The following is a 21,889-nucleotide window of genomic DNA, read 5'->3' on the forward strand; positions in this document are numbered from 1 at the left end:
CATGCGGTCAGGCGTCATCGCCCAGAAGGTCGGCATGACCCGCATCTTCACTGATGCTGGCGAACACGTGCCGGTCACTGTGCTGAAGGTTGAGAGCTGCCAGGTGGTTGCCCACCGCACGCTCGACAATAACGGTTATGTCGCGGTCCAGCTTGGTGCTGGCCGCCGCAAGCCCAAGAACGTGACCCGCGCCGAGCGCGGCCATTTCGCGGTGGCTCAGGTCGAGCCCAAGCGCAAGCTGGCCGAGTTCCGCGTGCCGGAAGAGGCGCTGATCCCGGTCGGCGCCGAGATCACGGCTGACCACTTCGTCGTGGGCCAGTACGTGGACGTCACCGGCACCACCATCGGCAAGGGTTTCGCCGGCGGCATGAAGCGCCACAATTTCGGTGGTCTTCGCGCAACGCACGGCGTGTCCATCTCGCATCGTTCGATTGGTTCGACCGGCGGCCGTCAGGACCCCGGCAAGACCTTCAAGAACAAGAAGATGCCGGGCCACATGGGCGACGTCACCGTCACCACCCAGAACCTCAAGGTCGTGATGACCGACGTCGAGCGCGGCCTCATCGCCGTCGAAGGCGCGGTTCCCGGCCATGCGGGCGGCTGGATCACCGTGCGTGACGCGGTGAAGAAGAAGCTGCCCGCCGAGGCCCCCAAGCCCGGCGCGTTCAAGCTCACCAACGGTTCGGAAGCTCCCGCCGCCGAAGCCGCCAACGAGGAGGGCGTGTGATGGAAATCACCGTCAAGACGCTCGACGGCTCCGACGCCGGTTCCGTGACGCTGTCGGACGAGATCTTCGGTCTCGAGCCGCGCGCGGACATCCTGCACCGGTGCGTGACCTGGCAGCTGTCGCGCCGCCAGGCCGGCACGCACCGCACCAAGGGCCGTTCGGAGATCAACCGCACGTCCAAGAAGATGTACAAGCAGAAGGGCACCGGCAACGCCCGCCACGGCGCGGCGTCCGCGCCGCAGTTCCGCGGCGGCGGCAGAGCCTTCGGCCCGGTGGTGCGTTCCCACGCCATCGAGCTGCCGAAGAAGGTGCGCGCGCTGGCCCTGAAGCATGCCCTGTCTTCCAAGGTGAAGGCCGAGCAGATCGTGGTGCTCGACAAGGTGTCGCTCGCCGATCCCAAGACCAAGGGCCTGAAGGAGCGCTTCGCGCAGCTCGGATGGGCGTCGGTGCTCATCGTGGACGGGTCCGAAGTGGAGCAGAACGTGGCCCTCGCGGCGCGCAACCTGCCCTACGTGGACGTGCTCCCGATCCAGGGCATCAACGTCTACGACATCCTGCGCCGCGATACGCTGGTCCTCACCAAGGCCGCCGTGGATGCGCTGGAGGCGCGCTTCAAATGAGCCCTGCGCGTAACATCGAGCCGCGTCATTACGACGTGATCCGCTCCCCCGTCATCACCGAGAAGGCGACGACGGCGAGCGAGCAGAACAAGGTTGTCTTCAACGTCGCCAAGACTGCCACCAAGCCCGCCATCAAGGAGGCCGTGGAGAAGCTGTTCGACGTGAAGGTGAAGAGCGTGAATACGCTGGTCCGCAAGGGCAAGGTGAAGATCTTCAAGGGCCGGAAGGGCGTCCAGAGCGACGTCAAGAAGGCCGTTGTGACCCTCGAAGAGGGCCAGAAGATCGACATCACCACGGGCCTCTGAGAGCCGAGGGGAACGGGACAAGACCATGGCGCTGAAGCATTTCAAGCCGGTCACGCCGAGCCTTCGCCAGCTCGTGATCGTGGACCGCTCCGGCCTCTACAAGGGCAAGCCGGTCAAGACGCTCACCGAGGGCAAGACCTCCTCGGGCGGGCGCAACAACAACGGTCGCATCACGGTCCGCTTCCGTGGCGGCGGTCACAAGCAGACCTACCGTCTGGTGGACTTCAAGCGCACCAAGCGCGGCGTGCCGGGCGCGGTGGAGCGGATCGAGTATGATCCGAACCGCTCCGCCTTCATCGCCCTCATCAAGTATGAGGACGGCGATCTCGCCTACATCCTCGCCCCGCAGCGCCTCGCCGTCGGCGACCAGGTGATCGCGGGCGATCAGGTGGACGTGAAGCCGGGCAATGCCGGCCCGCTCTCCTCGCTTCCGGTGGGCACCATCGTCCACAACGTGGAGCTGAAGGTGGGCAAGGGCGGCCAGATCGCCCGCTCCGCCGGCACCTACGCGCAGATCGTCGGCCGCGACCAGGGCTACGTGATCGTGCGTCTCAACTCCGGTGAGCAGCGCCTCGTTCTCGGCGCCTGCTACGCCACGGTGGGCGCGGTGTCGAACCCCGACCACATGAACATCTCGCTCGGCAAGGCCGGGCGCAACCGGTGGCTCGGCCGCAAGCCGCACAATCGCGGCGTGACCATGAACCCGGTGGACCATCCGCATGGTGGCGGCGAAGGCCGCACGTCCGGTGGCCGCAACCCGGTCACCCCCTGGGGCTTCCCCACCAAGGGCAAGAAGACCCGCAACAACAAGGCGACGGACAAGTTCATCGTGTCCAGCCGTCACAAGCGGAAGAAGTGAGGGCCTGAAACATGACACGGTCGGTTTGGAAGGGCCCGTTCGTCGACGGCTACCTGCTGAAGAAGGCGGAAGCCGCTTCGGGCACGGGTCGCAGGGACGTCATCAAGATCTGGAGCCGGCGCTCCACGATCCTGCCCCAATTCGTGGGCTTAACCTTCGGCGTCTACAACGGTCACAAGCATGTGCCCGTGAACGTCTCCGAGGAAATGATCGGCCACAAGTTCGGCGAGTTCGCGCCGACCCGTACCTATTACGGGCACGCGGCCGACAAGAAGTCGAAGCGGCGGTGATCGGTCATGGGTAAGCAGGCAAAGCCCCGCGCGCTCGCGGACAACGAAGCCAAGGCGGTGTTGCGCAATCTCCGCATCTCGCCGCAGAAGCTCAACCTGGTCGCGGGCCTCATCCGCGGCAAGAAGGTGGCGACGGCGCTCGCCGATCTCGAGTTCTCCCACAAGCGGATCGCCCGCGACGTGCGGAAGTGCCTCGAGAGCGCGATCGCCAACGCCGAGAACAATCATGAGCTCGATGTGGACGACCTCGTCGTCGCCGAGGCTCATGTGGGCAAGGGTCTGGTGATGAAGCGGTTCTCGCCGCGGGCGCGCGGTCGCGCCTCGCGCATCGAGAAGCCCTTCTCCCACATCACCATCGTGGTGCGGGAAGTCGAGGAGCGGGCCTGATGGGTCAAAAGGTCAATCCAATCGGGCTCCGGCTCGGCATCAACCGCACGTGGGATTCGCGCTGGTTCGCCAACAAGGGCGAGTACGGCCGGCTCCTGCATGAGGACATCAAGATCCGCGAGATGCTGTTCAAGCAGCTCAAGCAGGCCGCGGTGTCCAAGGTGGTGATCGAGCGTCCGCACAAGAAGTGCCGCGTGACCATCTACTCCGGTCGTCCCGGTGTGGTCATCGGCAAGAAGGGCGCGGACATCGACAAGCTGCGCAAGAAGGTCTCCGAGATGACCAGCTCGGAAGTCTTCATCAATATCGTCGAGATCCGTAAGCCCGAGATCGACGCCCGTCTCGTCGCCGAATCCATCGCCCAGCAGCTCGAGCGCCGCGTGGCGTTCCGCCGGGCCATGAAGCGCGCGGTGCAGTCGGCCATGCGTCTCGGTGCCGAAGGCATCCGCATCAACTGCTCGGGCCGCCTCGGCGGCGCTGAGATCGCGCGCCTGGAATGGTACCGCGAAGGCCGCGTGCCGCTGCACACCCTGCGTGCGGACGTGGACTACGGCACCGCCACCGCCTTCACCACCTACGGCACGTGTGGTGTGAAGGTGTGGGTGTTCAAGGGCGAGATCCTCGAGCACGATCCCATGGCGCAGGACAAGCGCCAGGCCGAGCAGGAAGCCGGTCCTTCCTCGCGTCCCCAGCGGCGTGAGCGTGGCGACCGCGAGCGTGGCGACCGCGGTGACCGCGATCGCGGCTCCCGCGCGTGACGGCTGGCGAGAGAGAAGGCGATTAAGCCATGCTGCAACCCAAGCGCACCAAGTTCCGCAAGCAGTTCAAGGGACGCATCCACGGCGTCGCCAAGGGCGGTACGGAGCTGAATTTCGGCGAGTTCGGCCTGAAGGCCGTCGAGCCGGAGCGTGTCACCGCCCGCCAGATCGAGGCGGCCCGTCGCGCGCTCACCCGTCACATGAAGCGCGCGGGTCGCGTGTGGATCCGCGTGTTCCCGGACGTGCCGGTGTCGGCCAAGCCGACCGAAGTGCGTATGGGCAAGGGCAAGGGCGCTCCGGAATACTGGGCCGCCCGGGTCAAGCCCGGCCGCATCATGTTCGAGATCGACGGGGTCAGCGTCGAGACCGCCCGCGAGGCCCTGACCCTCGCGGCGGCGAAGCTGCCCATCAAGACGCGCTTCATCCAGCGCATCGCCGAGTGAGGAGAGGCTCATGAAAGCCGAGGACGTTCGGGCCCTCAGCCCCGATCAGCTCGCCGATGAGCTGCTGAAGCTGAAGAAGGAACAGTTCAACCTGCGCTTCCAGAAGGCGACGGGTCAGCTGGAGAACACTGCGCGGTCCAAGCAGATCCGCCGCGACATCGCGCGGATCAAGACCGTGCAGACCCTAAAGCGCGTCGGCTCGCCGGCGCAGAAGGCGAAGTGAGGAAGCGATGCCGAAGCGCGTGCTCCAGGGCGTCGTGGTGAGCGACAAGACCGACAAGACCGTGGTGGTCCGGGTGGAGCGTCGCTTCACCCATCCGCTGCTGAAGAAGACCGTGCGCCGGTCCAAGAAGTATCACGCCCACGACGAGGCCAATGCCTGGTCGGTGGGGGATACGGTGTGGATCGAGGAGCACCGGCCGATTTCCAAGCTCAAGAACTGGATCGTGATCCAGGGCGAGAAGCGCGCGGAAGTCTGATATGAGGTTTTCCCGCCCGGATGGATCGTCTGGGCGGGGGAAGGCTCCGGTGCCGGGTCCGTCGGCTCTCTAGGGATGCCGAGTGGAGACCGCATCGCGGCAACGCCGTGTTCCGATGAGCGGGCACGGTAAACAAGGGTTCAAGGCAATGCCGGCGCGCCGGCGGCGCCGGATGACGAGAACAGGTGCGTCATGATCCAGATGCAGACCAATCTCGACGTGGCGGACAATTCCGGTGCGCGTCGTGTCATGTGCATCAAGGTGCTTGGCGGCTCCAAGCGGAAGTACGCCCACGTGGGCGACATCATCGTGGTGTCGGTCAAGGAGGCTATTCCGCGCGGCCGCGTGAAGAAGGGCGACGTGATGAAGGCCGTGGTGGTTCGCACCGCCAAGGACATCCGTCGCGTGGACGGCTCGGTGATCCGGTTCGACAAGAACGCCGCCGTGCTGATCAACAACAACAAGGAGCCGGTGGGCACCCGCATCTTCGGACCGGTTCCGCGCGAGCTGCGCGCCAAGAACCACATGAAGATCATCTCGCTGGCGCCGGAGGTGCTGTGATGGCCGCCAAGATCAAGAAGGGCGACAAGGTCGTCGTCCTCACCGGCCGCGACAAGGGTCGCACCGGCGAGGTTATCCAGGTGCTGCCGAAGGAGGAGCGTGCGCTCGTCCGCGGCGTCAATATCGTGAAGCGTCACCAGCGCCAGTCGGCGAACCAGGAGGGCGGGATCATCTCCAAGGAGGCTCCCATCCAGCTGTCGAACGTCGCCGTTGCCGATCCGAAGGACGGCAAGCCGACCCGCGTCGGCTTCCAGGTGCTGGAAGACGGGACCAAGGTCCGCGTGGCCAAGCGTTCCGGGGAGAGGATCGATGGCTGAGGCGACGTACACCCCGAAGCTGCGCACCTTCTACGACGAGGTGGTGCGGGCGAAGATGATCGAGCAGTTCGGCTACAAGAACCCCATGGAAGTGCCGACGATCGACAAGATCGTCATCAACATGGGCGTCGGCGAGGCCACTGCCGATACCAAGAAGGCGACGACCGCCGCCGCCGACCTGGCGCAGATCGCCGGCCAGAAGCCGGTGCTCACCCGGGCCCGCAAGGCGATCTCGAACTTCAAGCTGCGCGAGAACCAGCCGGTCGGCGCGAAGGTCACCCTTCGCAAGGTGCGCATGTACGAGTTCCTTGACCGGCTCGTCACCATGGCGCTGCCCCGCGTGCGGGACTTCCGCGGCCTGAACCCGAAGAGCTTCGATGGCCGCGGCAACTATGCCATGGGCATCAAGGAGCACATCGTGTTCCCCGAGATCAACTACGACCGCGTCGAGCAGATCTGGGGCATGGACATCATCGTGTGCACCACGGCGAAGACGGACGAGGAAGCCCGCGCGCTTCTGAAGGCCTTCAACTTCCCCTTCCGCCAGTGAGCGGCTATGAGGGGCGCTTCGCGAAAGCGGCGCCCGTCCTGCCCGGGCCCCGCCCGGGCGGCTTGAATGGACCAGTGACCGAGTGATTTTCCGGCCGTGAGGGGCGTCAGCTGCCTCAGACGCGGAGAACAGGAGCAAGAGATGGCGAAGAAGAGCGCGATCGAGACGAACGAGCGCCGCCGCAAGCTGGCCGCGGGCCAGGCGGCGAAGCGCACGCGTCTGAAGGCGATCGTGAATGACAAGACCCTGCCCATCGAGGAGCGCTTCCAGGCGACCCTCAAGCTGGCGCAGATGCCGCGCAATGGCGCGAAGATCCGCATCCGCAATCGCTGCGAGGTCACCGGCCGGCCGCGCGCGTTCTACCGCAAGCTCAAGATGAGCCGTATCGCGCTGCGCGAGCTGGGCAACCAGGGGCTGGTGCCCGGCCTCGTGAAGTCGAGCTGGTGAGGAGATAACGATGGCTGTCACTGATCCCATCGGCGATCTGATCACCCGCATCCGCAACGCCCAGATGCGCCGCAAGCAGAAGACCTCGACCCCGGGCTCCCGCCTGCGGGCGAGCGTTCTCGACGTGCTGCGCGACGAGGGCTTCATCCGCGGCTACACCGCGACCGACCACGGCAATGGCCGGACCGAGTTCGAGATCGAGCTCAAGTATTTCGACGGCACCCCGGTGATCCGCGAGATCGCCCGTGTCTCGAAGCCCGGCCGCCGCGTCTATGCGTCGGTGAAGAACCTGCCCCGCGTCGCCAACGGTCTCGGCATCGCGGTCGTCTCCACACCCCAGGGCGTGATGGCGGATCACGTCGCCCGCGACAAGAATGTCGGCGGCGAAGTGCTCTGCACCGTGTTCTAAGGCGAGCGAGGATAACATGTCGAAGATCGGCAAGCTCCCCGTCGCCATTCCGGCCGGCGTCACTGCCAGCCTGGACGGTCAGACGGTCAAGGTGAAGGGCCCCAAGGGCGCCCTCGAAGTGACCCTGGTGGAAGAGATCGGGGCCAAGGTCGAAGGATCCGAGATCCTGGTATCCATGAAGGGCGAGACCACCCGCCACAAGGCCATGTGGGGCATGTCCCGCACGCTGGTGGCGAACCTCGTGGAAGGCGTGACCAAGGGCTTCGAGAAGAAGCTGGAGATCACGGGCGTCGGCTACAAGGCGGCGGTGCAGGGCAAGAACCTGAACCTCGCCCTCGGCTACAGCCACGACGTGATCTATCCGATCCCGGAAGGGATCTCGATCGTCACGCCGAAGCCCACCGAGGTGGTCATCACCGGCATCGACCGCCAGAAGGTCGGTCAGGTGGCGGCGGAGATCCGCGAGTTCCGTGGCCCCGAGCCCTACAAGGGCAAGGGCGTCAAGTACGCCGGTGAATTCATCTTCCGCAAGGAAGGCAAGAAGAAGTGACGGAGGCGAACCATGGCTAAGGATTTGGAGGCGCTGGCGCGCCGCAAGGCCAAGGTGCGCCGTGCGATTCGCGTTGCTGCGAACGGACGTCCGCGCCTGTCGGTGCACCGGACCTCGCAGCACATCTATGCGCAGGTCATCGACGACGCGAAGGGCGAGACTCTCGCCGCCGCGTCGAGCCTTGAGAAGGACCTGCGTTCTGCGCTCAAGACCGGCGCGGACACCGATGCGGCCAAGACCATTGGCAAGCTGGTGGCCGAGCGGGCTCTGGCGAAGGGCGTGACCGCGGTCGTGTTCGACCGCGGCGCATACATCTTTCATGGGCGCGTCAAGGCGCTCGCTGAGGGCGCCCGCGAAGGCGGCCTTCAGTTCTGACGCCGAAGGACGAGCGAAAAATGGCCCGTGAACGGGAACAGCGCCACGAGCGCGAGGACCGCGACAACACGTTCGTGGACAAGCTGGTCCACATCAACCGCGTCGCGAAGGTGGTGAAGGGCGGCCGGCGCTTCGGTTTCGCCGCCCTGGTGGTGGTGGGTGACCAGAAGGGCCGCGTCGGCTTCGGCCACGGCAAGGCCCGCGAGGTGCCGGAGGCCATCCGCAAGGCCACGGAGAGCGCCAAGCGCGCGCTCATCCGCGTGCCGCTGCGCGAAGGCCGCACCCTGCATCACGACGTGCATGGTCACCACGGCGCCGGCAAGGTGATCCTGCGCGCGGCTCCGGCCGGTACCGGCATCATCGCCGGCGGCCCGATGCGCGCGGTGTTCGAGACCCTCGGCATGCACGACGTGGTGGCGAAGTCCTTCGGGTCTTCCAACCCCTACAACATGGTGCGCGCCACGTTCGACGCCCTCAAGAACCAGGACTCACCGCGCTCGGTCGCGGCGCGTCGCGGCATCAAGGTGTCGCAGCTCCAGTCCCGCCGCCGCGTCGAAGACGCGGAAGCGACCGACTGAGCGGCGCGAACCACATCGATAGGAGCGCTCCATGAGCGACAAGACCATCACCGTGGAGCAGATCGGCTCGCCGATCCGCCGCCCGTTCGACCAGGAGGCCACCCTCGTCGGCCTCGGGCTGAACAAGCAGCGCCGCCGTTCCACCCTCAAGGACACCCCGGCCGTGCGCGGCATGATCGCCAAGGTCGCCCATCTCGTCCGTGTGGTCGAGTGAGGAGCGGGACATGAAGCTCGACGAAATCAGGGACAATCCCGGCGCCCGCAAGAAGCGGATGCGCGTCGGCCGCGGCATCGGCTCCGGCAAGGGCAAGACCGCCGGGCGCGGCGTGAAGGGCCAGAAGGCCCGGACCGGCGTGGCCATCAAGGGGTTTGAAGGCGGGCAGATGCCGCTGCACCGGCGTCTGCCGAAGCGCGGCTTCCACAACATCTTCCGCCTCGACTACAACGAGGTGACCCTCGGCCGCATCCAGACGGCCGTGGACGCGGGCAAGCTCGACGCCGGCCAGACGGTGACCGAGGCCACGCTCGTCGCCGCCGGCGTGCTGCGCCGGATCAAGGACGGCGTGCGCGTGCTCGGCTCCGGCGAGCTGACCGCCAAGGTGACGCTGGAAGTGGCCTACGCCACCAAGTCCGCCGTCGCCGCGGTCGAGAAGGCCGGCGGCGCGGTGACCATGCTGGCCGCGCCGGCTGCGGCCGAAGCGGAGTGATCCGGGCGCGGCCGGGTTCGCCCGGCCGCGCTTCTGCCTCGGGATGCGCGGCGGGTCGTCCGCCCGGCATCTCTTTCTGGCAACCCGGCGTAATGCCGGGTATCTGCTTTTCCGGGCGATGCTCCGGTGCCGCGGATGCGTGATGGACCTCGAGCCCGGACGAGTGGGCGCAGACGGCTCCCGCTCAGGCCGCGGCCGAGATCCACAGGCATCCGCAACAAAGCGCACGTCGATCCGGTCCGATCGGGCTTGAGGCGTCTTGGCACCGCAAATCGCGCCCTCATATAAGGGCTGCCCCTCGAGGGCGGCGTCCAGCGGAGCAAGGCATGGTCTCGGCGGCGGAACAACTCGCGGCGAACCTCAATTTCGGCGCCCTCGGCAAGGCCGAGGAGCTGAAGAAGCGCATCTGGTTCACCCTCGGCGCGCTCATCGTCTACCGGCTCGGCACCTACATCCCCATGCCGGGAATCAATCCCGACGCTCTGGCCGACGTGTTCAAGAACGCGAACCAGGGGATCATCGGCCTCTTCAACATGTTCTCGGGCGGCGCCGTGGAGCGCATGGCCATCTTCGCCCTGAACATCATGCCGTACATCTCCGCCTCCATCATCATCCAGCTGCTCACCAGCGTCTCGCCGACGCTGGAGGCGCTGAAGAAGGAAGGCGAGGCGGGCCGCAAGCAGCTCAACCAGTACACCCGCTACCTCACCGTGGTGCTTGCCCTGTTCCAGGCCTACGGCATCGCGGTTGGCCTGGAAGGCTCCGGCAGCGTGGTGGCGGAGCCCGGCTGGTTCTTCCGAATCACCACCGTGATCACGCTCACCGGCGGCACCATGTTCCTGATGTGGCTGGGTGAGCAGATCACCTCGCGCGGCATCGGCAACGGCACCTCGCTGATCATCTTCGGCGGCATTGTCGCCGAGCTGCCGGGCGCCTTCGTGCGCACGCTGGAACTCGGCCGCGAGGGCGCCATCTCCACTGTGGTGATTCTCGGCGTGCTGCTGATGGCGGTGGTGATCATCGCCTTCATCGTGTTCATGGAGCGCGCCCAGCGCCGGCTGCTGATCCAGTATCCCAAGCGCCAGGTGGGCAACCGCATCTATGAGGGGCAGTCGTCCCACCTGCCGCTGAAGCTGAACACGTCGGGCGTCATCCCGCCGATCTTCGCCTCGTCGCTGCTGCTGATCCCGACCACCATCGCCAGCTTCATGCAGGGCTCGGGGCCGGAATGGCTGCAGACCGTGACCACCCATATCGGCCACGGGCGCCCGCTCTACATGGTGCTCTATGTGGCGCTGATCGTGTTCTTCTGCTTCTTCTACACCGCGATCGTGTTCAATCCGGTGGAGACGGCGGACAACCTGAAGAAGCATGGCGGCTTCATTCCCGGCATCCGCCCGGGCGAGCGGACGGCGGAATATATCGATTATGTCCTCACCCGCATCACGGTCGTCGGCGCGGCCTACATTGCGGCGGTTTGCCTCTTCCCCGAACTGCTGATTTCCTATGCGTCGCTTCCGTTCTATTTCGGAGGGACGTCGCTGCTGATCGTGGTCAGCGTGACCATGGACACCGTGTCCCAGATCCAGGGACATCTGTTGGCCCATCAGTACGAAGGACTGGTCAAGAAGGCCAAGCTGCGCGGGGGGAGGAGAAAGTAAAATGAGGCTGGTGCTGCTGGGCCCGCCCGGGGCAGGCAAGGGAACGCAGGCGCAACGGCTGGTCGCCCGTCACGGGATCGTCCAGCTCTCCACCGGGGACATGCTGCGTGCCGCTGTGGCGGCGGGCACGCCGGTGGGGCTCAAGGCCAAGGCCGTCATGGATGCGGGCGGCCTCGTCTCCGATGAGATCGTCATCGGCATCATCGCCGAGCGCCTCGCGGCGCCGGACGCCAAGAACGGCTTCATCCTCGACGGCTTCCCGCGCACGGTGGCCCAGGCGGAGGCGCTGGACCGCCTGCTCGCCGAGACGGGCATGAAGCTCGACGCGGTGATCGAGCTGGTGGTGGATCAGGAAAAGCTGGTCAACCGCATCCTCAACCGCGCCGCCGAGGCCAAGGCCAAGGGCGAGCCGGTCCGCAAGGACGATGACCCGGATGTCTTCAAGACCCGCCTGGAGGCCTACAACCGCGACACCGCGGTGGTGGCGCCGTACTACAAGGCGCGCGGCCAGCTGAAGCAGATCGACGGCATGGCCCCCATCGACCAGGTGACCGCCGCCATCGACGGGGTGCTTGCCGAGGCGGCGTGAGGGCGCGAAGACGTCGGCCTTCAACGGTCGCCCACTCGTGATGCCTGAACCAGGCCCTCCCGTGATCGAGCGGGAGGGTCTTTTCATTTGCGCCATATGATCGCGCTGGGGGGGCTCCAGGCGCTCCAGGCGGCGGAACACCTTTATGCGCTCGCGCGGCGCTGAAGTCGGGGAACCCCTTGACGTTTTCTTAAATCCCGGCTATGGCCACTTCCTCGCTTCGGAACAGGTGCCGTTCGGTCCACCCGGAAGGGTCGGACAGGGCGGCATTTTTGTCGTATCCGGGCAACGTCGTTTCTCCGCAGGGGCCGGCCTCCACCGGACGCGGGGATCATTCCGCCGGTCGCGTGCCGCAAGGCCCGCCGGCGTCACATGGAGAGAGCAGTGGCTCGTATTGCAGGCGTCAACATTCCGACCAACAAGCGCGTCGTCATCGCGCTCCAGTACATCCACGGCATCGGCGCCAAGAAGGCCGAGGAGATCGTGGAGAAGGTGGGCATTCCGGCCGAGCGCCGCGTGAACCAGCTCACCGACCAGGAAGTGCTGCAGATCCGCGAGACCATCGACCGCGACTACATCGTGGAAGGCGATCTGCGCCGCGAAGTGGCCATGAACATCAAGCGGCTGATGGACCTCGGCTGCTACCGGGGCCTGCGCCATCGCCGCGGCCTGCCGGTGCGCGGCCAGCGCACCCATACCAACGCCCGCACCCGCAAGGGACCGGCGAAGCCCATCGCGGGCAAGAAGAAGTGATCGGCCGCGAGGCTTGAGGACAGGGGAGGCCGGCCAAGCCGGCCTTTCCGCATTGACCGGCCCGCCAAGGGCCATCCCGAGCGCCTGGAGCTACGGGCGCGCCTGAAGGATCGAAGACTGAGATGGCTAAAGAAGCAACACGCGTGAAGCGCCGCGAGCGCAAGAACATTGCCTCCGGCGTGGCGCATGTGAACGCCTCGTTCAACAACACCATGATCACCATCACCGACGCCCAGGGCAATACCATCTCCTGGTCCTCGGCCGGTGCCATGGGCTTCAAGGGCTCGCGCAAGTCCACCCCGTACGCGGCCCAGGTGGCGGCGGAAGACGCCGCCCGCAAGGCGGCCGAGCACGGCATGCGCACCCTCGAGGTGGAAGTGTCCGGCCCCGGTTCGGGCCGTGAATCGGCGCTGCGCGCCCTCCAGGCCGCGGGCTTCCTCGTGACGTCCATCCGCGACGTGACGCCGATCCCGCACAACGGCTGCCGTCCGCGCAAGCGCCGCCGCGTCTGATCTGCTCTTGATCCCGCGGGGTCGTCTCGGCCCTGCGGATCCTATGCCCGGTTTCTCCTCCCCCGATCGGGACGGGCCCGGCCTCCGGATGAGGTCGAACATTCCGGCAGCTGCCGAGGCCCGGCGAGAAAGCAAGGTGATGCAAGTGATTCAGAAGAACTGGCAAGAGCTGATCAAGCCCGAGAAGCTGCAGGTCAATCCTGGCCACGACCCCAAGCGCTTCGCGACGGTGATCGCCGAGCCGCTGGAGCGTGGCTTCGGCATGACGCTGGGCAACGCGCTGCGTCGCATCCTCCTGTCTTCGCTGCAGGGTGCGGCGGTGACGTCGATCCACATCGACGGGGTGCTGCACGAGTTCTCGTCCATCCCCGGCGTGCGCGAGGACGTGACCGACATCATCCTCAACGTGAAGGATGTGGCCATCCGCATGCAGGGCGACGGCCCCAAGCGCATGGTGGCCAAGAAGACCGGCCCGGGCGTGCTGGTGGCGGGCGACATCCAGACCGTGGGTGACGTGGCCATCCTGAACCCGAACCTGCCCATCTGCACCCTGGACGACGGGGCGGAGCTGCGCATCGAGTTCACCGTCGACACCGGCAAGGGCTATGTCGCCGCCGACCGCAACCGGCCGGAAGACGCGCCGATCGGCCTCATCCCGATCGACAGCCTCTACTCGCCGGTGCGCAAGGTCTCCTACAAGGTCGAGAACACCCGTGAGGGCCAGATCCTCGACTATGACAAGCTGACCCTGCAGATCGAGACCAACGGCTCGATCACGGCCGAGGATGCGCTCGCTTATGCGGCGCGCATCCTGCAGGACCAGCTGGAGATCTTCGTCAACTTCGAGGAGCCCAAGCGCGAGAGCGAGACCACCGCCATCCAGACGCTGCCGTTCTCCCCGGCGCTGCTGAAGAAGGTGGACGAGCTCGAGCTGTCGGTGCGTTCGGCCAACTGCCTGAAGAACGACAACATCGTCTATATCGGCGACCTGATCCAGAAGAGCGAGACGGAGATGCTCCGCACGCCGAACTTCGGCCGCAAGTCGCTCAACGAGATCAAGGAAGTGCTCGCCTCCCTCGGCCTGCACCTGGGCATGGAAGTGCCCGGCTGGCCGCCCGAGAACATCGAAGAGCTGGCAAAGCGCTTCGAGGAGCACTACTGATCTAAGCCCCGAGGCGGTGTGCCGCCTCGAACCCGTTCCAGCGGCACGAGCCGCGCAACCGCAATCCGGCTCGTCCGCCGCTATCTTTCAGGAGTTCGCCGTCATGCGTCACGGCAAGGTACACCGCAAGTTCAACCGCACCTGGGAGCATCGCAAGGCGATGTTCTCCAATCTCGCGGGCGCCCTCATCACCCACGAGCAGATCGTGACCACCCTGCCCAAGGCGAAGGATCTTCGCCCGGTGGTGGAGAAGCTCGTCACGCTCGCCCGCCGTGGTGACCTCCACGCCCGCCGCCAGGCCATCGCCGAGCTGAAGGACGTCACGATCGTCAAGAAGCTCTTCGACGTGCTCGCGCCCCGCTACAAGGGCCGTCCGGGTGGTTACACCCGCATCGTCAAGGCCGGCTTCCGCTATGGCGACAACACCGCGGTGGCGGTGATCGAGTTCGTCGACCGCGACGTGGACGCCAAGGGCGCCGCCGATCACGCCCGCACCGCGGCGGCGGCTGCCGAGGCGGCGTGAGCTGCTTCTGAAGCGCCAGCGGCCCTCTGGCTCGTTGGATATGTGAAAAGGGGCGGTCCTCGGGCCGCCCCTTTTCACATTCAGGGTGCCGGTCGTGGTCCCGCCGGGTCGGGCGTCCCCGGTGATCCCCCGCCTGTCTCCTCCGGCGTTGCGGACGCGCCGGACAAGCGGCGCCATCGCCGTTAAAAGGGACGGTGCGCCGCGCCTGGACGGGAACGCATCCGGGGGGCGACAGCTTGTTTCGCGCTCAGGTGGCGCGGCTTCATGGGTGGCGGAATGTTCGGACGTCTTTCGCATATGGCGGCCCTGGCCGCTTTTGTCCTCCTGGTGGCATCCCCCGCCGCTCAGGCCCAGCCGGCGCCCCAGCCGCGCGTGCCGGAGTCGGCGGGCGAGGTGAAGCTCAGCTTCGCCCCGGTGGTGGCGCGCTCGGCGCCGGCGGTGGTGAACGTCTATGCGCTGAAGACCGCGCCCCAGCGCTCCAATCCCATCTTCGACGATCCGTTCTTCCGCCGTTTCTTCGGCGGGCGGGGCGGTCCCGGCGGGCCGGGCCTCGGCGCCCCGCCGGAGCGCATGCAGCGCTCGCTGGGCTCGGGCGTGGTGGTGGACCCCGCCGGGCTCGTGGTCACCAATTTCCACGTCATCGAGGGCGCCGACGAGATCCGCATCGCCCTGAACGACAAGCGCGAGTACGAGGCCGAGGTGCTGCTGCGCGACCAGCGCACGGACCTTGCCATCCTGCGCATCAAGCGCGAGGGCAAGGAGAGTTTCGCCTCCATCGAGTTCGGCGATTCGGACGGGCTCGCCGTGGGCGACCTGGTGCTGGCCATCGGCGACCCCTTCGGCGTCGGCCAGACGGTGACGCAGGGCATCGTCTCGGCCTTGGCCCGCACCCAGGTGGGCGTGTCCGACTACCAGTTCTTCATCCAGACGGACGCCGCCATCAATCCCGGCAATTCGGGCGGCGCCCTGGTGGACATGGCGGGGCGGCTGGTGGGCATCAACAGCGCCATCTATTCCCGCTCGGGCGGCTCCATCGGCATCGGCTTCGCCATTCCGGTGAACATGGTGCGGGTGGTGGTGGAGCAGGCGAAGAGCGGCAGCAAGTCGGTGCGCCGGCCCTGGCTCGGCGCCGGCCTGCAGCGCGTCTCCCCCGAGATCGCCGAGAGCCTCGGCCTGCCGCGTCCCACCGGCGTGCTGGTGCAGTCGGTGGTGCCGGCCGGCCCGGCCGCGAAGGCGGGGCTGAAGGTGGGCGACCTCATTGTCGCAGTGGAAGGGCAGGGGATCGACGATCCGGAATCCCTCTACTACCGCTTCGCCACACGGCCCATCGGCGGCAAGGCGGCGCTGGCCGTCACCCGCTCCGGCAAGGAGCTGAGCCTGGTGGTGGTGCTGGAGGGCGCGCCGGAGACGGTGCCGCGGGAGGAGGTCCAGGTGCGCGCCCGCTCGCCCTTCGCCGGCGCCACCGTTGTGAACCTCTCCCCGGCGGTGGCCGAGGAGCTGAAGGTGGACAGCAACGTCACCGGCGTCGTCATCTACGAGGTGGACGACAACACCCCGGCGGCGGCCGCGGGCTTCCGTTCCGGCGACGTGATCATCGAGGTGAACGGCGCGAAGGTGGGGCGGACGCGGGATCTGGAGCAGATCGTGCGCACGCCCATGCGCGCGTGGCAGGTCAAGGTGGAGCGCGCGGGACGCGTCATCACCGCGCTGCTGCCCGGCTGAGGCGCGCCATGGCCGATCTGTTCGAGGCGGCGGGCTTGGGCGGTGCGGTGCCGCGGCCGCTCGCCGACCGGCTGCGGCCGGGCAAGCTCTCCGAGGTGGTGGGCCAGGACCATCTGGTGGGCCCGGACGGGGTGCTTACCCGCATGCTGAAGACGCGCTCGCTCGGCTCTCTCATCCTGTGGGGGCCGCCGGGCACCGGCAAGACCACGGTCGCACGCCTGCTCGCCGCCGAGACTGACCTGCACTTCGAGCAGATCTCCGCCATCTTCTCCGGCGTCGCCGACCTCAAGAAGGTGTTCGAGCAGGCCCGCGGCCGGCGGCAGATCGGCACGGCGACGCTGTTGTTCGTGGACGAGATCCACCGCTTCAACCGCGCCCAGCAGGACAGCTTCCTGCCGGTGATGGAGGACGGCACAGTCACCCTCGTCGGCGCCACCACGGAAAACCCGTCCTTCGAGCTCAACGCCGCGCTCTTGTCCCGCGCCCGCGTGCTGGTGTTCAAGTCGCTGGACGCCGACGCCATCGCGCTGCTTCTGGCGCGGGCGGAGGAGGTGGAGGGCAAGGCCCTGCCGCTCACCGACGAGGCGCGCTTTGCCCTGGTGAACATGGCGGACGGCGACGGGCGGGCGGCGCTCACCCTGACGGAAGAGGTGTGGCGCGCGGCGCGGCCGGGCGAGGTGTTCGACGTGGCGGGGCTCGCCGAGGTGGTGCAGCGCCGCGCGCCCATCTACGACAAGAGCGAGGACGGGCACTACAACCTGATCTCCGCCTTGCACAAATCGGTGCGCGGCTCGGACCCGGACGCGGCGCTCTATTATCTCGCGCGCATGCTGGACGCGGGGGAGAGCCCGCTGTTCCTCGCCCGGCGCATCGTGCGCATGGCCATCGAGGACATCGGCAATGCCGATCCGCAGGCCCTCGTCGTCGCCAATGCGGCGAGGGAGGCCTACGACTTCCTCGGCTCGCCGGAGGGTGAACTCGCCCTCGCGCAGGCGATCGTCTATGTCGCCACCGCGCCGAAATCGAATGCGGTCTACAAGGCCTTCTCGGCGGCCAGGCGCGCGGCCAAGGAGGGCGGCTCCCTGGTGCCGCCCAAGCATATCCTCAACGCCCCCACCAAGCTGATGAAGGGCGAGGGCTACGGCGCCGGCTATCGCTACGATCACGACGAGCCGGACGCATTTTCCGGCCAGAACTACTTCCCCGAGGCCCTCGGCCGCCAGAGCTTCTACCGTCCCGTCGAGCGCGGCTTCGAGCGCGAGATCAAGAAGCGCATGGACTACTGGGCCCGCCTGCGGGCCGAGCGCGGGGAGCCGTGAGCCCGCAGGGGTGAGGCTCCCCCCTTGTTCCGTCGATTCTTCCGCCCCTCAGCCCTCACTCCCCGGCGAGGGCGAGATCGAGGAAGCGCTCCAGCATGGCGTTGACCTGCGCGGGCACCTCCATCTGGCAGAAATGACCGGAGCCGACCGTGCGCGCGACCTGGAGATGGGGGACGAGATCGGCGAGGCGCGCGAGGTCGGAGCGGGGCGTCGGCTCGTTGGCGGCGATGTACAGGAGCGGCGCCGACAGACGGCCGTGAGCGGGGGTCGGATCATAGTCGCGCAGGGCCTCGGCGCCGGAGACGCGGAGGCTCTCGGGGGCCGATCCCATCACGTCGAGGATGCGGGCGCAGAGCGCGCGGTCGTCGGTCGGCAGGAAGAAGGCCGCCTCCACCATGCGGCGCAGGGCGGCCGCGCCTTCCGGTCCCGCCAGCACCGGAACCAGCGCCGCGAGGCCGGCGTGGGCGGCCTCCGACAGGGTCGTGGCCGAATCGAGCAGGGCCACGGCGCGCGGCAGTCGCGGAAAGCGCACGGCCAGGTCGAAGGCGATGGTCCCGCCCATGGAATGGCCGACGAAAGCGGGCCGCTCCAGTCCCAGCTCGGCGCACAGCCACGCGATGTCGTCACCGAACTCGGCGAAGCTGTAGCGCTGCTCCGGCTTGTCGCTGGCGCCGTGGCCACGCAGGTCGGGGGCGAGCACGGCGTGCCCGCGCGCCGACAGATGCGCGAACTGGGCGGCCATGAAGGTGTGATCGCAGCAGAAGCCGTGAATCAGGACCACCGGCGGCCTGGAGCCCGCGGCGAAATCGAAGTGCAGTCGAACGCCATCGCGGATCAGTGCGGGCATGCGGGATCTTCCGGTGAACCAGTCCGGCGTACAATGGACGAGACGCGTTCACCCGGCTACGGCCGGCAGCGTCCATATTCCCGTGCAATTTCGCGATCCGCGTGCACTTTCGGCTGGTGCAGTGCACGCGGCTGGGATGTCATGCCGTCCACCGCTTTCCGCTCCGCCCGAGGGTCCTGATGCATCCCGCTCTCATCGTTTTCCTCGGCGCCGGCCTCGGCGGGGTCATCCGGCATCTGGTGAACATGACCGTGCCGAAGCTGCTCGGCACCGGCCTGCCGTTCGCCACCTTCTTCATCAATGTCTCGGGCAGCTTCCTCATGGGGCTGGTGGTGGGGTATCTGGCGTTCAAGGACGGCGAGCTCTGGAGCCAGTCCCTGCGGCTGTTCCTCACCACCGGCATCCTCGGCGGCTACACCACCTTCTCCACGTTCTCCCTCGAATTCTTCTTCCTCATGGAGCGCGGCTCCACCGGGATGGCCCTTGCCTATGCGGGCGGGTCGGTGCTCCTCGGCCTGGCTGCGGTGTTCGCCGGCATGTCGCTGATGCGCGCCCTCGCGTGACGGGCCGCCCGGCTTGCTCTATTGCTGCGGGAAACGGGCAGGACGCCCGGTTTCTGGGACAATCCGAGCATGGCCGTCGCGATGAAGACCGTGGCCGAGGACGAGGCGGGCATGCGCCTCGACCGGTGGTTCAAGGCGCACTTTCCCGATCTGTCGTTCGGCCACCTGCAGAAGCTGGTGCGCACCGGGCAGGTGCGGGTCGATGGCGGGCGGGTGAAGACCTCCTCGCGCCTCGAGCCCGGCCAGAGCGTGCGCATCCCGCCGCTGGGCGATGAGCCGCTCGACGAGGCGCCCGCCGCCGGCTCCCCCCGGGCCAAGGGCGGGGAGAGCGTGGCCGGCGGCAGCGTGGCCGGCGCCTCGACCGAGGCGGAGGCTCCGGCCAAGCCCCGGTCCTCCGCCAGCGCCGCCGCGCGCCAGGAGAAGGACGATCGCGCTTTCCTGAAATCCATCACCCTGTTTGAGGACAAGGACGTGATGGTGCTCAACAAGCCGTTCGGCCTCGCGGTGCAGGGCGGCTCCGGCACCTACCGCCACATCGACGGCCTGCTGGAGGTACTGCGCGACAAGGACGGCCAGAAGCCGCGCCTCGTCCACCGCATCGACAAGGATACGTCCGGCTGCCTGCTCATCGCCAAGACGCGCCTCGCCGCCTCCGTGCTGGCCAAGAGCTTCCGCTCGCGCGAAGCGCGCAAGATTTACTGGGCGGTCGTGCCCGGCGTGCCGAAGCCGCGGCAGGGCCGCATCTCCACCTACCTCGCCCGCGACGAGGACGAGGAGAAAATGCGCGTCGCCCGCCACGGCGAGGATGAGGCGAGCCACGCCATCACCTATTACGCGGTGGTGGACCAGGCGGCGCAGAAGATGAGCTGGCTCTCGCTGAAGCCGGTGACCGGCCGCACCCACCAGCTGCGCGCCCACCTCGCCCATATCGGCCACCCGATCCTCGGTGATCCGAAATATTTCAACATCGAGAACTGGGAATTGCCGCGCGGCCTGCAGAACCGGCTGCACCTGCTGGCGCGGCGGCTGGTCATCCCGCATCCGCGCGGGCAGGGGGTGATCGACGTCTCGGCGCCGCTGCCGCCGCACATGGCGCAGTCCTTCGCCGTGCTCGGCTTCGACGCGGCCCAGTACGATCCCATCCTGGAGGCGCCGGAGGGATGAGGCGGCTCGCCGGCCTTCTCGCGGTGCTGCTTTTCGCCTGCGCAAGCGCGGCGGCGCAGCCGGTGGGCCTTCTCGCCCTCTACCGCGAGATGCAGGTTGCCCAGGGGGACGGCTTCTCGCCCTATGAGATCAGCGGCGCGGGCACGGGGGCGCGGGTCGCCGGCAGCACCCTCTACGGGTCGGCCGCCCGGCTCGCCCTGACCCTGGACGAGGCCAATTTCTACCTGCGCATCGACGACCGCGGCGATGCCGACGGGGCCAAGCCCTTCGTCACCGAGGTGGCCGTGTGGTTCGACGCCGACGGCTTTCCCCTGCTCGGGCTCAGCGAGCGCGGCCTCAAGGGGGAAGTGCCGTTCGCCGGGCGGGTGCGGTTCTATTCGCGCGCCTCGGGCCGGTGGAACCTCGTCACCGGCAAGGTGCTGCCGGCGCTGGACGAGGGTCTGTGCCGCACGGCGCGCCAGGAGGTGGAGGAGACCACCTCGGCCTGGGAAGGCCTCGGCCGCGCCATCACCCTGCTGCCGCGCCGGGGCACCGACCTCGAAGTCTGGTGCGTCGCCCCGAGCCCGGCGGCGGGGACCGGCCTTGCGCTGGTGTGGGACCGGGCCGCCGGCATGTTCCGCGAGGGCAAGGCCCTCGCCGGGCCGCCGCCCTGGCCGGACCGGGCGCGCTAGGACCGATCGACATTCGGCTCGACCGGCGCCCGCCCTACACCCGGTCATGACCGGGCTTGTCCCGGGCCTGACGGCGGCCGAAGAAAAACGCGGACACAGAAGGTCGATCGGTCCGGGAGCCGGGAAGGAGCGCGCCCCGATCGGGCTGAACCCGCCCGACCGGCAAGTCCGCTGCCCGTCCCCGGGGGAAAGGGGGATCCAACCCTCGGGCACCATCCCGCGCCCGCCATGTTCGACTTTGGTCGAAATCGGCGCAAAAGGGCGCCTCCGCTTGCGCTCTGGCCGCTTGAAGTACCGGCATCTTCGCCTATGGTGCCGCGCAAGGCCTCCCACCGGCCAAACAAGAAGCAACCCGAAAGCGGCGAAGCCGCTCGCCCGAGGGAGATAAATCCATGACACCTCTGCTGGTCCTCGCCCGGGCCATCGACGCCGTGAACAGGCGCATCGGCAAGGCCGCCGCGTGGCTCATCCTCGCGGCCATCCTGGTCTCGGCCACCAATGCCGTGATCCGCAAGGTGTTCGATCTCAGCTCGAATTCCTGGCTCGAGCTGCAATGGGTGCTGTTCTCCGCCGTCTTCCTCTTGTGCGCGTCCTGGACGCTGCTCGACAACGAACACATCCGCATCGACATCGTGAATGCCCGCCTTTCCAAGCGCGTGCGCGACGGCATCGACATCTTTGGGCACCTCTTCTTCCTGCTGCCGTTCTCGATCCTGCTCTTGTGGACCTCCTGGCCCTTCTTCCTCTCGTCCTTCGAGATCAACGAACAATCGCTGAACGCCGGCGGGCTGCCGCAATGGCCGGCCAAGTTCCTGGTGCCGCTGGGCTTCTTCTTCCTGACGCTGCAGGGCATCTCCGAGCTCATCAAGCGCATCGCCATTTTCACCGGCCGGATGGAGGACCCCAACGAAGGCTCGGGCGGAAGCCATGCGATCCTTGCCGCGGAGGTCGATCGCCTGCTCGCCGATGTGGACGTGCCCGGCGCGGGGGCTCCCGTGCCCCCGGCGAAGGACTGAGGGAACGCGCGTGATGACCTTGCCC

33 protein-coding genes are annotated in these 21,889 nt (G+C 67.5%); 32 read left to right on the forward strand and 1 reads right to left on the reverse strand.

Annotation, left to right across the window (positions count from 1 at the left end; all coding sequences use genetic code 11):
- The first annotated feature begins 1 nt into the window (after nt 1).
- The 28 genes from rplC to EZH22_RS18015 all read left to right on the forward strand — a co-directional run bounded on the left by rplC (nt 2) and on the right by EZH22_RS18015 (nt 17,603).
- A complete protein-coding gene (rplC, locus tag EZH22_RS17880; RefSeq protein WP_203191860.1) occupies nt 2–727 on the forward strand; it encodes a 50S ribosomal protein L3 in 726 nt (241 codons plus the stop codon).
- Nucleotides 727–1,347 carry a 50S ribosomal protein L4 gene (gene rplD, locus EZH22_RS17885; RefSeq protein WP_203191861.1) on the forward strand — a complete coding sequence of 207 codons (621 nt, stop codon included), beginning with the start codon at nt 727–729 and terminating at the stop codon, nt 1,345–1,347. Before rplC ends, rplD begins: the two co-directional genes overlap by 1 nt.
- Nucleotides 1,344–1,652 (forward strand): 50S ribosomal protein L23, encoded by a 309-nt coding sequence (locus tag EZH22_RS17890; RefSeq protein WP_203191862.1) that lies wholly within the window; start codon nt 1,344–1,346, stop codon nt 1,650–1,652. Before rplD ends, EZH22_RS17890 begins: the two co-directional genes overlap by 4 nt.
- Before the next feature lie 25 nt (nt 1,653–1,677).
- Nucleotides 1,678–2,511 (forward strand): 50S ribosomal protein L2, encoded by an 834-nt coding sequence (rplB, locus tag EZH22_RS17895; protein ID WP_203191863.1) that lies wholly within the window; start codon nt 1,678–1,680, stop codon nt 2,509–2,511.
- A gap of 11 nt (nt 2,512–2,522) precedes the next feature.
- A complete protein-coding gene (rpsS, locus tag EZH22_RS17900; protein WP_203191864.1) occupies nt 2,523–2,801 on the forward strand; it encodes a 30S ribosomal protein S19 in 279 nt (92 codons plus the stop codon).
- Nucleotides 2,802–2,807: 6 nt separating this feature from the next.
- Nucleotides 2,808–3,188, forward strand: coding sequence for a 50S ribosomal protein L22 (rplV, locus tag EZH22_RS17905; RefSeq protein WP_012113707.1), 381 nt, complete (start codon nt 2,808–2,810; stop codon nt 3,186–3,188).
- Nucleotides 3,188–3,946, forward strand: a complete 759-nt coding sequence (gene rpsC, locus EZH22_RS17910) for a 30S ribosomal protein S3 (RefSeq protein WP_203191865.1) — start codon at nt 3,188–3,190, stop codon at nt 3,944–3,946. The genes rplV and rpsC overlap by 1 nt, the downstream gene beginning before the upstream one ends.
- Before the next feature lie 29 nt (nt 3,947–3,975).
- The gene (rplP, locus tag EZH22_RS17915) at nt 3,976–4,389 is read left to right on the forward strand and encodes a 50S ribosomal protein L16 (RefSeq protein WP_169124360.1); all 414 of its coding nucleotides are present in this window, start codon (nt 3,976–3,978) and stop codon (nt 4,387–4,389) included.
- 10 nt (nt 4,390–4,399) lie between these two features.
- The gene (rpmC, locus tag EZH22_RS17920) at nt 4,400–4,612 is read left to right on the forward strand and encodes a 50S ribosomal protein L29 (protein ID WP_203191866.1); all 213 of its coding nucleotides are present in this window, start codon (nt 4,400–4,402) and stop codon (nt 4,610–4,612) included.
- A 7-nt stretch (nt 4,613–4,619) separates the two neighbouring features.
- Nucleotides 4,620–4,868 carry a 30S ribosomal protein S17 gene (gene rpsQ, locus EZH22_RS17925; RefSeq protein ID WP_138398139.1) on the forward strand — a complete coding sequence of 83 codons (249 nt, stop codon included), beginning with the start codon at nt 4,620–4,622 and terminating at the stop codon, nt 4,866–4,868.
- A 192-nt stretch (nt 4,869–5,060) separates the two neighbouring features.
- A complete protein-coding gene (gene rplN, locus EZH22_RS17930) occupies nt 5,061–5,429 on the forward strand; it encodes a 50S ribosomal protein L14 (protein ID WP_121625641.1) in 369 nt (122 codons plus the stop codon).
- The gene (rplX, locus tag EZH22_RS17935) at nt 5,429–5,746 is read left to right on the forward strand and encodes a 50S ribosomal protein L24 (RefSeq protein WP_203191867.1); all 318 of its coding nucleotides are present in this window, start codon (nt 5,429–5,431) and stop codon (nt 5,744–5,746) included. The genes rplN and rplX overlap by 1 nt, the downstream gene beginning before the upstream one ends.
- Nucleotides 5,739–6,296: a 50S ribosomal protein L5 gene (rplE, locus tag EZH22_RS17940; RefSeq protein ID WP_203191868.1), complete on the forward strand. Its 558-nt coding sequence runs from the start codon at nt 5,739–5,741 to the stop codon at nt 6,294–6,296. The genes rplX and rplE overlap by 8 nt, the downstream gene beginning before the upstream one ends.
- 141 nt (nt 6,297–6,437) lie before the next feature.
- Entirely contained in the window at nt 6,438–6,743 is a 306-nt protein-coding gene (gene rpsN, locus EZH22_RS17945; protein ID WP_203191869.1) for a 30S ribosomal protein S14, read from the forward strand.
- Between the two features lie 10 nt (nt 6,744–6,753).
- Complete coding sequence (gene rpsH, locus EZH22_RS17950) at nt 6,754–7,152, forward strand: 30S ribosomal protein S8 (RefSeq protein ID WP_203191870.1); 399 nt, start codon at nt 6,754–6,756, stop codon at nt 7,150–7,152.
- Between the two features lie 16 nt (nt 7,153–7,168).
- Entirely contained in the window at nt 7,169–7,702 is a 534-nt protein-coding gene (gene rplF, locus EZH22_RS17955) for a 50S ribosomal protein L6 (protein WP_203191871.1), read from the forward strand.
- Nucleotides 7,703–7,714: 12 nt separating this feature from the next.
- Nucleotides 7,715–8,077 carry a 50S ribosomal protein L18 gene (rplR, locus tag EZH22_RS17960; RefSeq protein WP_203191872.1) on the forward strand — a complete coding sequence of 121 codons (363 nt, stop codon included), beginning with the start codon at nt 7,715–7,717 and terminating at the stop codon, nt 8,075–8,077.
- 20 nt (nt 8,078–8,097) lie between these two features.
- Nucleotides 8,098–8,655: a 30S ribosomal protein S5 gene (gene rpsE / locus EZH22_RS17965; protein WP_012116752.1), complete on the forward strand. Its 558-nt coding sequence runs from the start codon at nt 8,098–8,100 to the stop codon at nt 8,653–8,655.
- A gap of 31 nt (nt 8,656–8,686) precedes the next feature.
- Nucleotides 8,687–8,869: a 50S ribosomal protein L30 gene (gene rpmD / locus EZH22_RS17970; RefSeq protein WP_203191873.1), complete on the forward strand. Its 183-nt coding sequence runs from the start codon at nt 8,687–8,689 to the stop codon at nt 8,867–8,869.
- Between the two features lie 10 nt (nt 8,870–8,879).
- Nucleotides 8,880–9,362: a 50S ribosomal protein L15 gene (gene rplO / locus EZH22_RS17975; RefSeq protein WP_203191874.1), complete on the forward strand. Its 483-nt coding sequence runs from the start codon at nt 8,880–8,882 to the stop codon at nt 9,360–9,362.
- Between the two features lie 326 nt (nt 9,363–9,688).
- Complete coding sequence (gene secY, locus EZH22_RS17980; protein ID WP_203191875.1) at nt 9,689–11,023, forward strand: preprotein translocase subunit SecY; 1,335 nt, start codon at nt 9,689–9,691, stop codon at nt 11,021–11,023.
- 1 nt (nt 11,024) lies between these two features.
- Nucleotides 11,025–11,612 (forward strand): adenylate kinase, encoded by a 588-nt coding sequence (locus tag EZH22_RS17985; RefSeq protein ID WP_203191876.1) that lies wholly within the window; start codon nt 11,025–11,027, stop codon nt 11,610–11,612.
- A 384-nt stretch (nt 11,613–11,996) separates the two neighbouring features.
- A complete protein-coding gene (gene rpsM, locus EZH22_RS17990) occupies nt 11,997–12,365 on the forward strand; it encodes a 30S ribosomal protein S13 (protein ID WP_203191877.1) in 369 nt (122 codons plus the stop codon).
- A gap of 122 nt (nt 12,366–12,487) precedes the next feature.
- Entirely contained in the window at nt 12,488–12,877 is a 390-nt protein-coding gene (rpsK, locus tag EZH22_RS17995; RefSeq protein ID WP_012116745.1) for a 30S ribosomal protein S11, read from the forward strand.
- Nucleotides 12,878–13,016: 139 nt separating this feature from the next.
- Nucleotides 13,017–14,039, forward strand: a complete 1,023-nt coding sequence (locus EZH22_RS18000) for a DNA-directed RNA polymerase subunit alpha (protein WP_203196612.1) — start codon at nt 13,017–13,019, stop codon at nt 14,037–14,039.
- Between the two features lie 103 nt (nt 14,040–14,142).
- Nucleotides 14,143–14,562 (forward strand): 50S ribosomal protein L17, encoded by a 420-nt coding sequence (gene rplQ, locus EZH22_RS18005; protein ID WP_203191878.1) that lies wholly within the window; start codon nt 14,143–14,145, stop codon nt 14,560–14,562.
- A gap of 276 nt (nt 14,563–14,838) precedes the next feature.
- Nucleotides 14,839–16,284 (forward strand): Do family serine endopeptidase, encoded by a 1,446-nt coding sequence (locus EZH22_RS18010; RefSeq protein ID WP_231711029.1) that lies wholly within the window; start codon nt 14,839–14,841, stop codon nt 16,282–16,284.
- Nucleotides 16,285–16,292: 8 nt separating this feature from the next.
- Nucleotides 16,293–17,603 carry a replication-associated recombination protein A gene (locus EZH22_RS18015; RefSeq protein WP_203191879.1) on the forward strand — a complete coding sequence of 437 codons (1,311 nt, stop codon included), beginning with the start codon at nt 16,293–16,295 and terminating at the stop codon, nt 17,601–17,603.
- Nucleotides 17,604–17,658: 55 nt separating this feature from the next.
- Here EZH22_RS18015 and EZH22_RS18020 read toward each other — a convergent pair whose 3' ends face one another.
- Nucleotides 17,659–18,450, reverse strand: a complete 792-nt coding sequence (locus tag EZH22_RS18020) for an alpha/beta fold hydrolase (protein WP_203191880.1) — start codon at nt 18,448–18,450, stop codon at nt 17,659–17,661.
- A gap of 179 nt (nt 18,451–18,629) precedes the next feature.
- On the opposite strand from EZH22_RS18020, the gene crcB reads away from it, so the two are divergent.
- From crcB to EZH22_RS18040, 4 genes are all read left to right on the forward strand, one after another.
- A complete protein-coding gene (gene crcB / locus EZH22_RS18025) occupies nt 18,630–19,013 on the forward strand; it encodes a fluoride efflux transporter CrcB (protein ID WP_203191881.1) in 384 nt (127 codons plus the stop codon).
- Between the two features lie 69 nt (nt 19,014–19,082).
- The gene (locus EZH22_RS18030; protein WP_203191882.1) at nt 19,083–20,177 is read left to right on the forward strand and encodes an RluA family pseudouridine synthase; all 1,095 of its coding nucleotides are present in this window, start codon (nt 19,083–19,085) and stop codon (nt 20,175–20,177) included.
- Nucleotides 20,174–20,848, forward strand: coding sequence for a hypothetical protein (locus EZH22_RS18035; RefSeq protein WP_203191883.1), 675 nt, complete (start codon nt 20,174–20,176; stop codon nt 20,846–20,848). The genes EZH22_RS18030 and EZH22_RS18035 overlap by 4 nt, the downstream gene beginning before the upstream one ends.
- Before the next feature lie 392 nt (nt 20,849–21,240).
- Nucleotides 21,241–21,864, forward strand: coding sequence for a TRAP transporter small permease subunit (locus EZH22_RS18040; RefSeq protein ID WP_203191884.1), 624 nt, complete (start codon nt 21,241–21,243; stop codon nt 21,862–21,864).
- Nucleotides 21,865–21,889 lie beyond the last annotated feature (25 nt).

Origin of the sequence: Xanthobacter dioxanivorans (genome assembly GCF_016807805.1) — a bacterium.
In the GTDB taxonomy this organism is placed as follows: domain Bacteria; phylum Pseudomonadota; class Alphaproteobacteria; order Rhizobiales; family Xanthobacteraceae; genus Xanthobacter; species Xanthobacter dioxanivorans.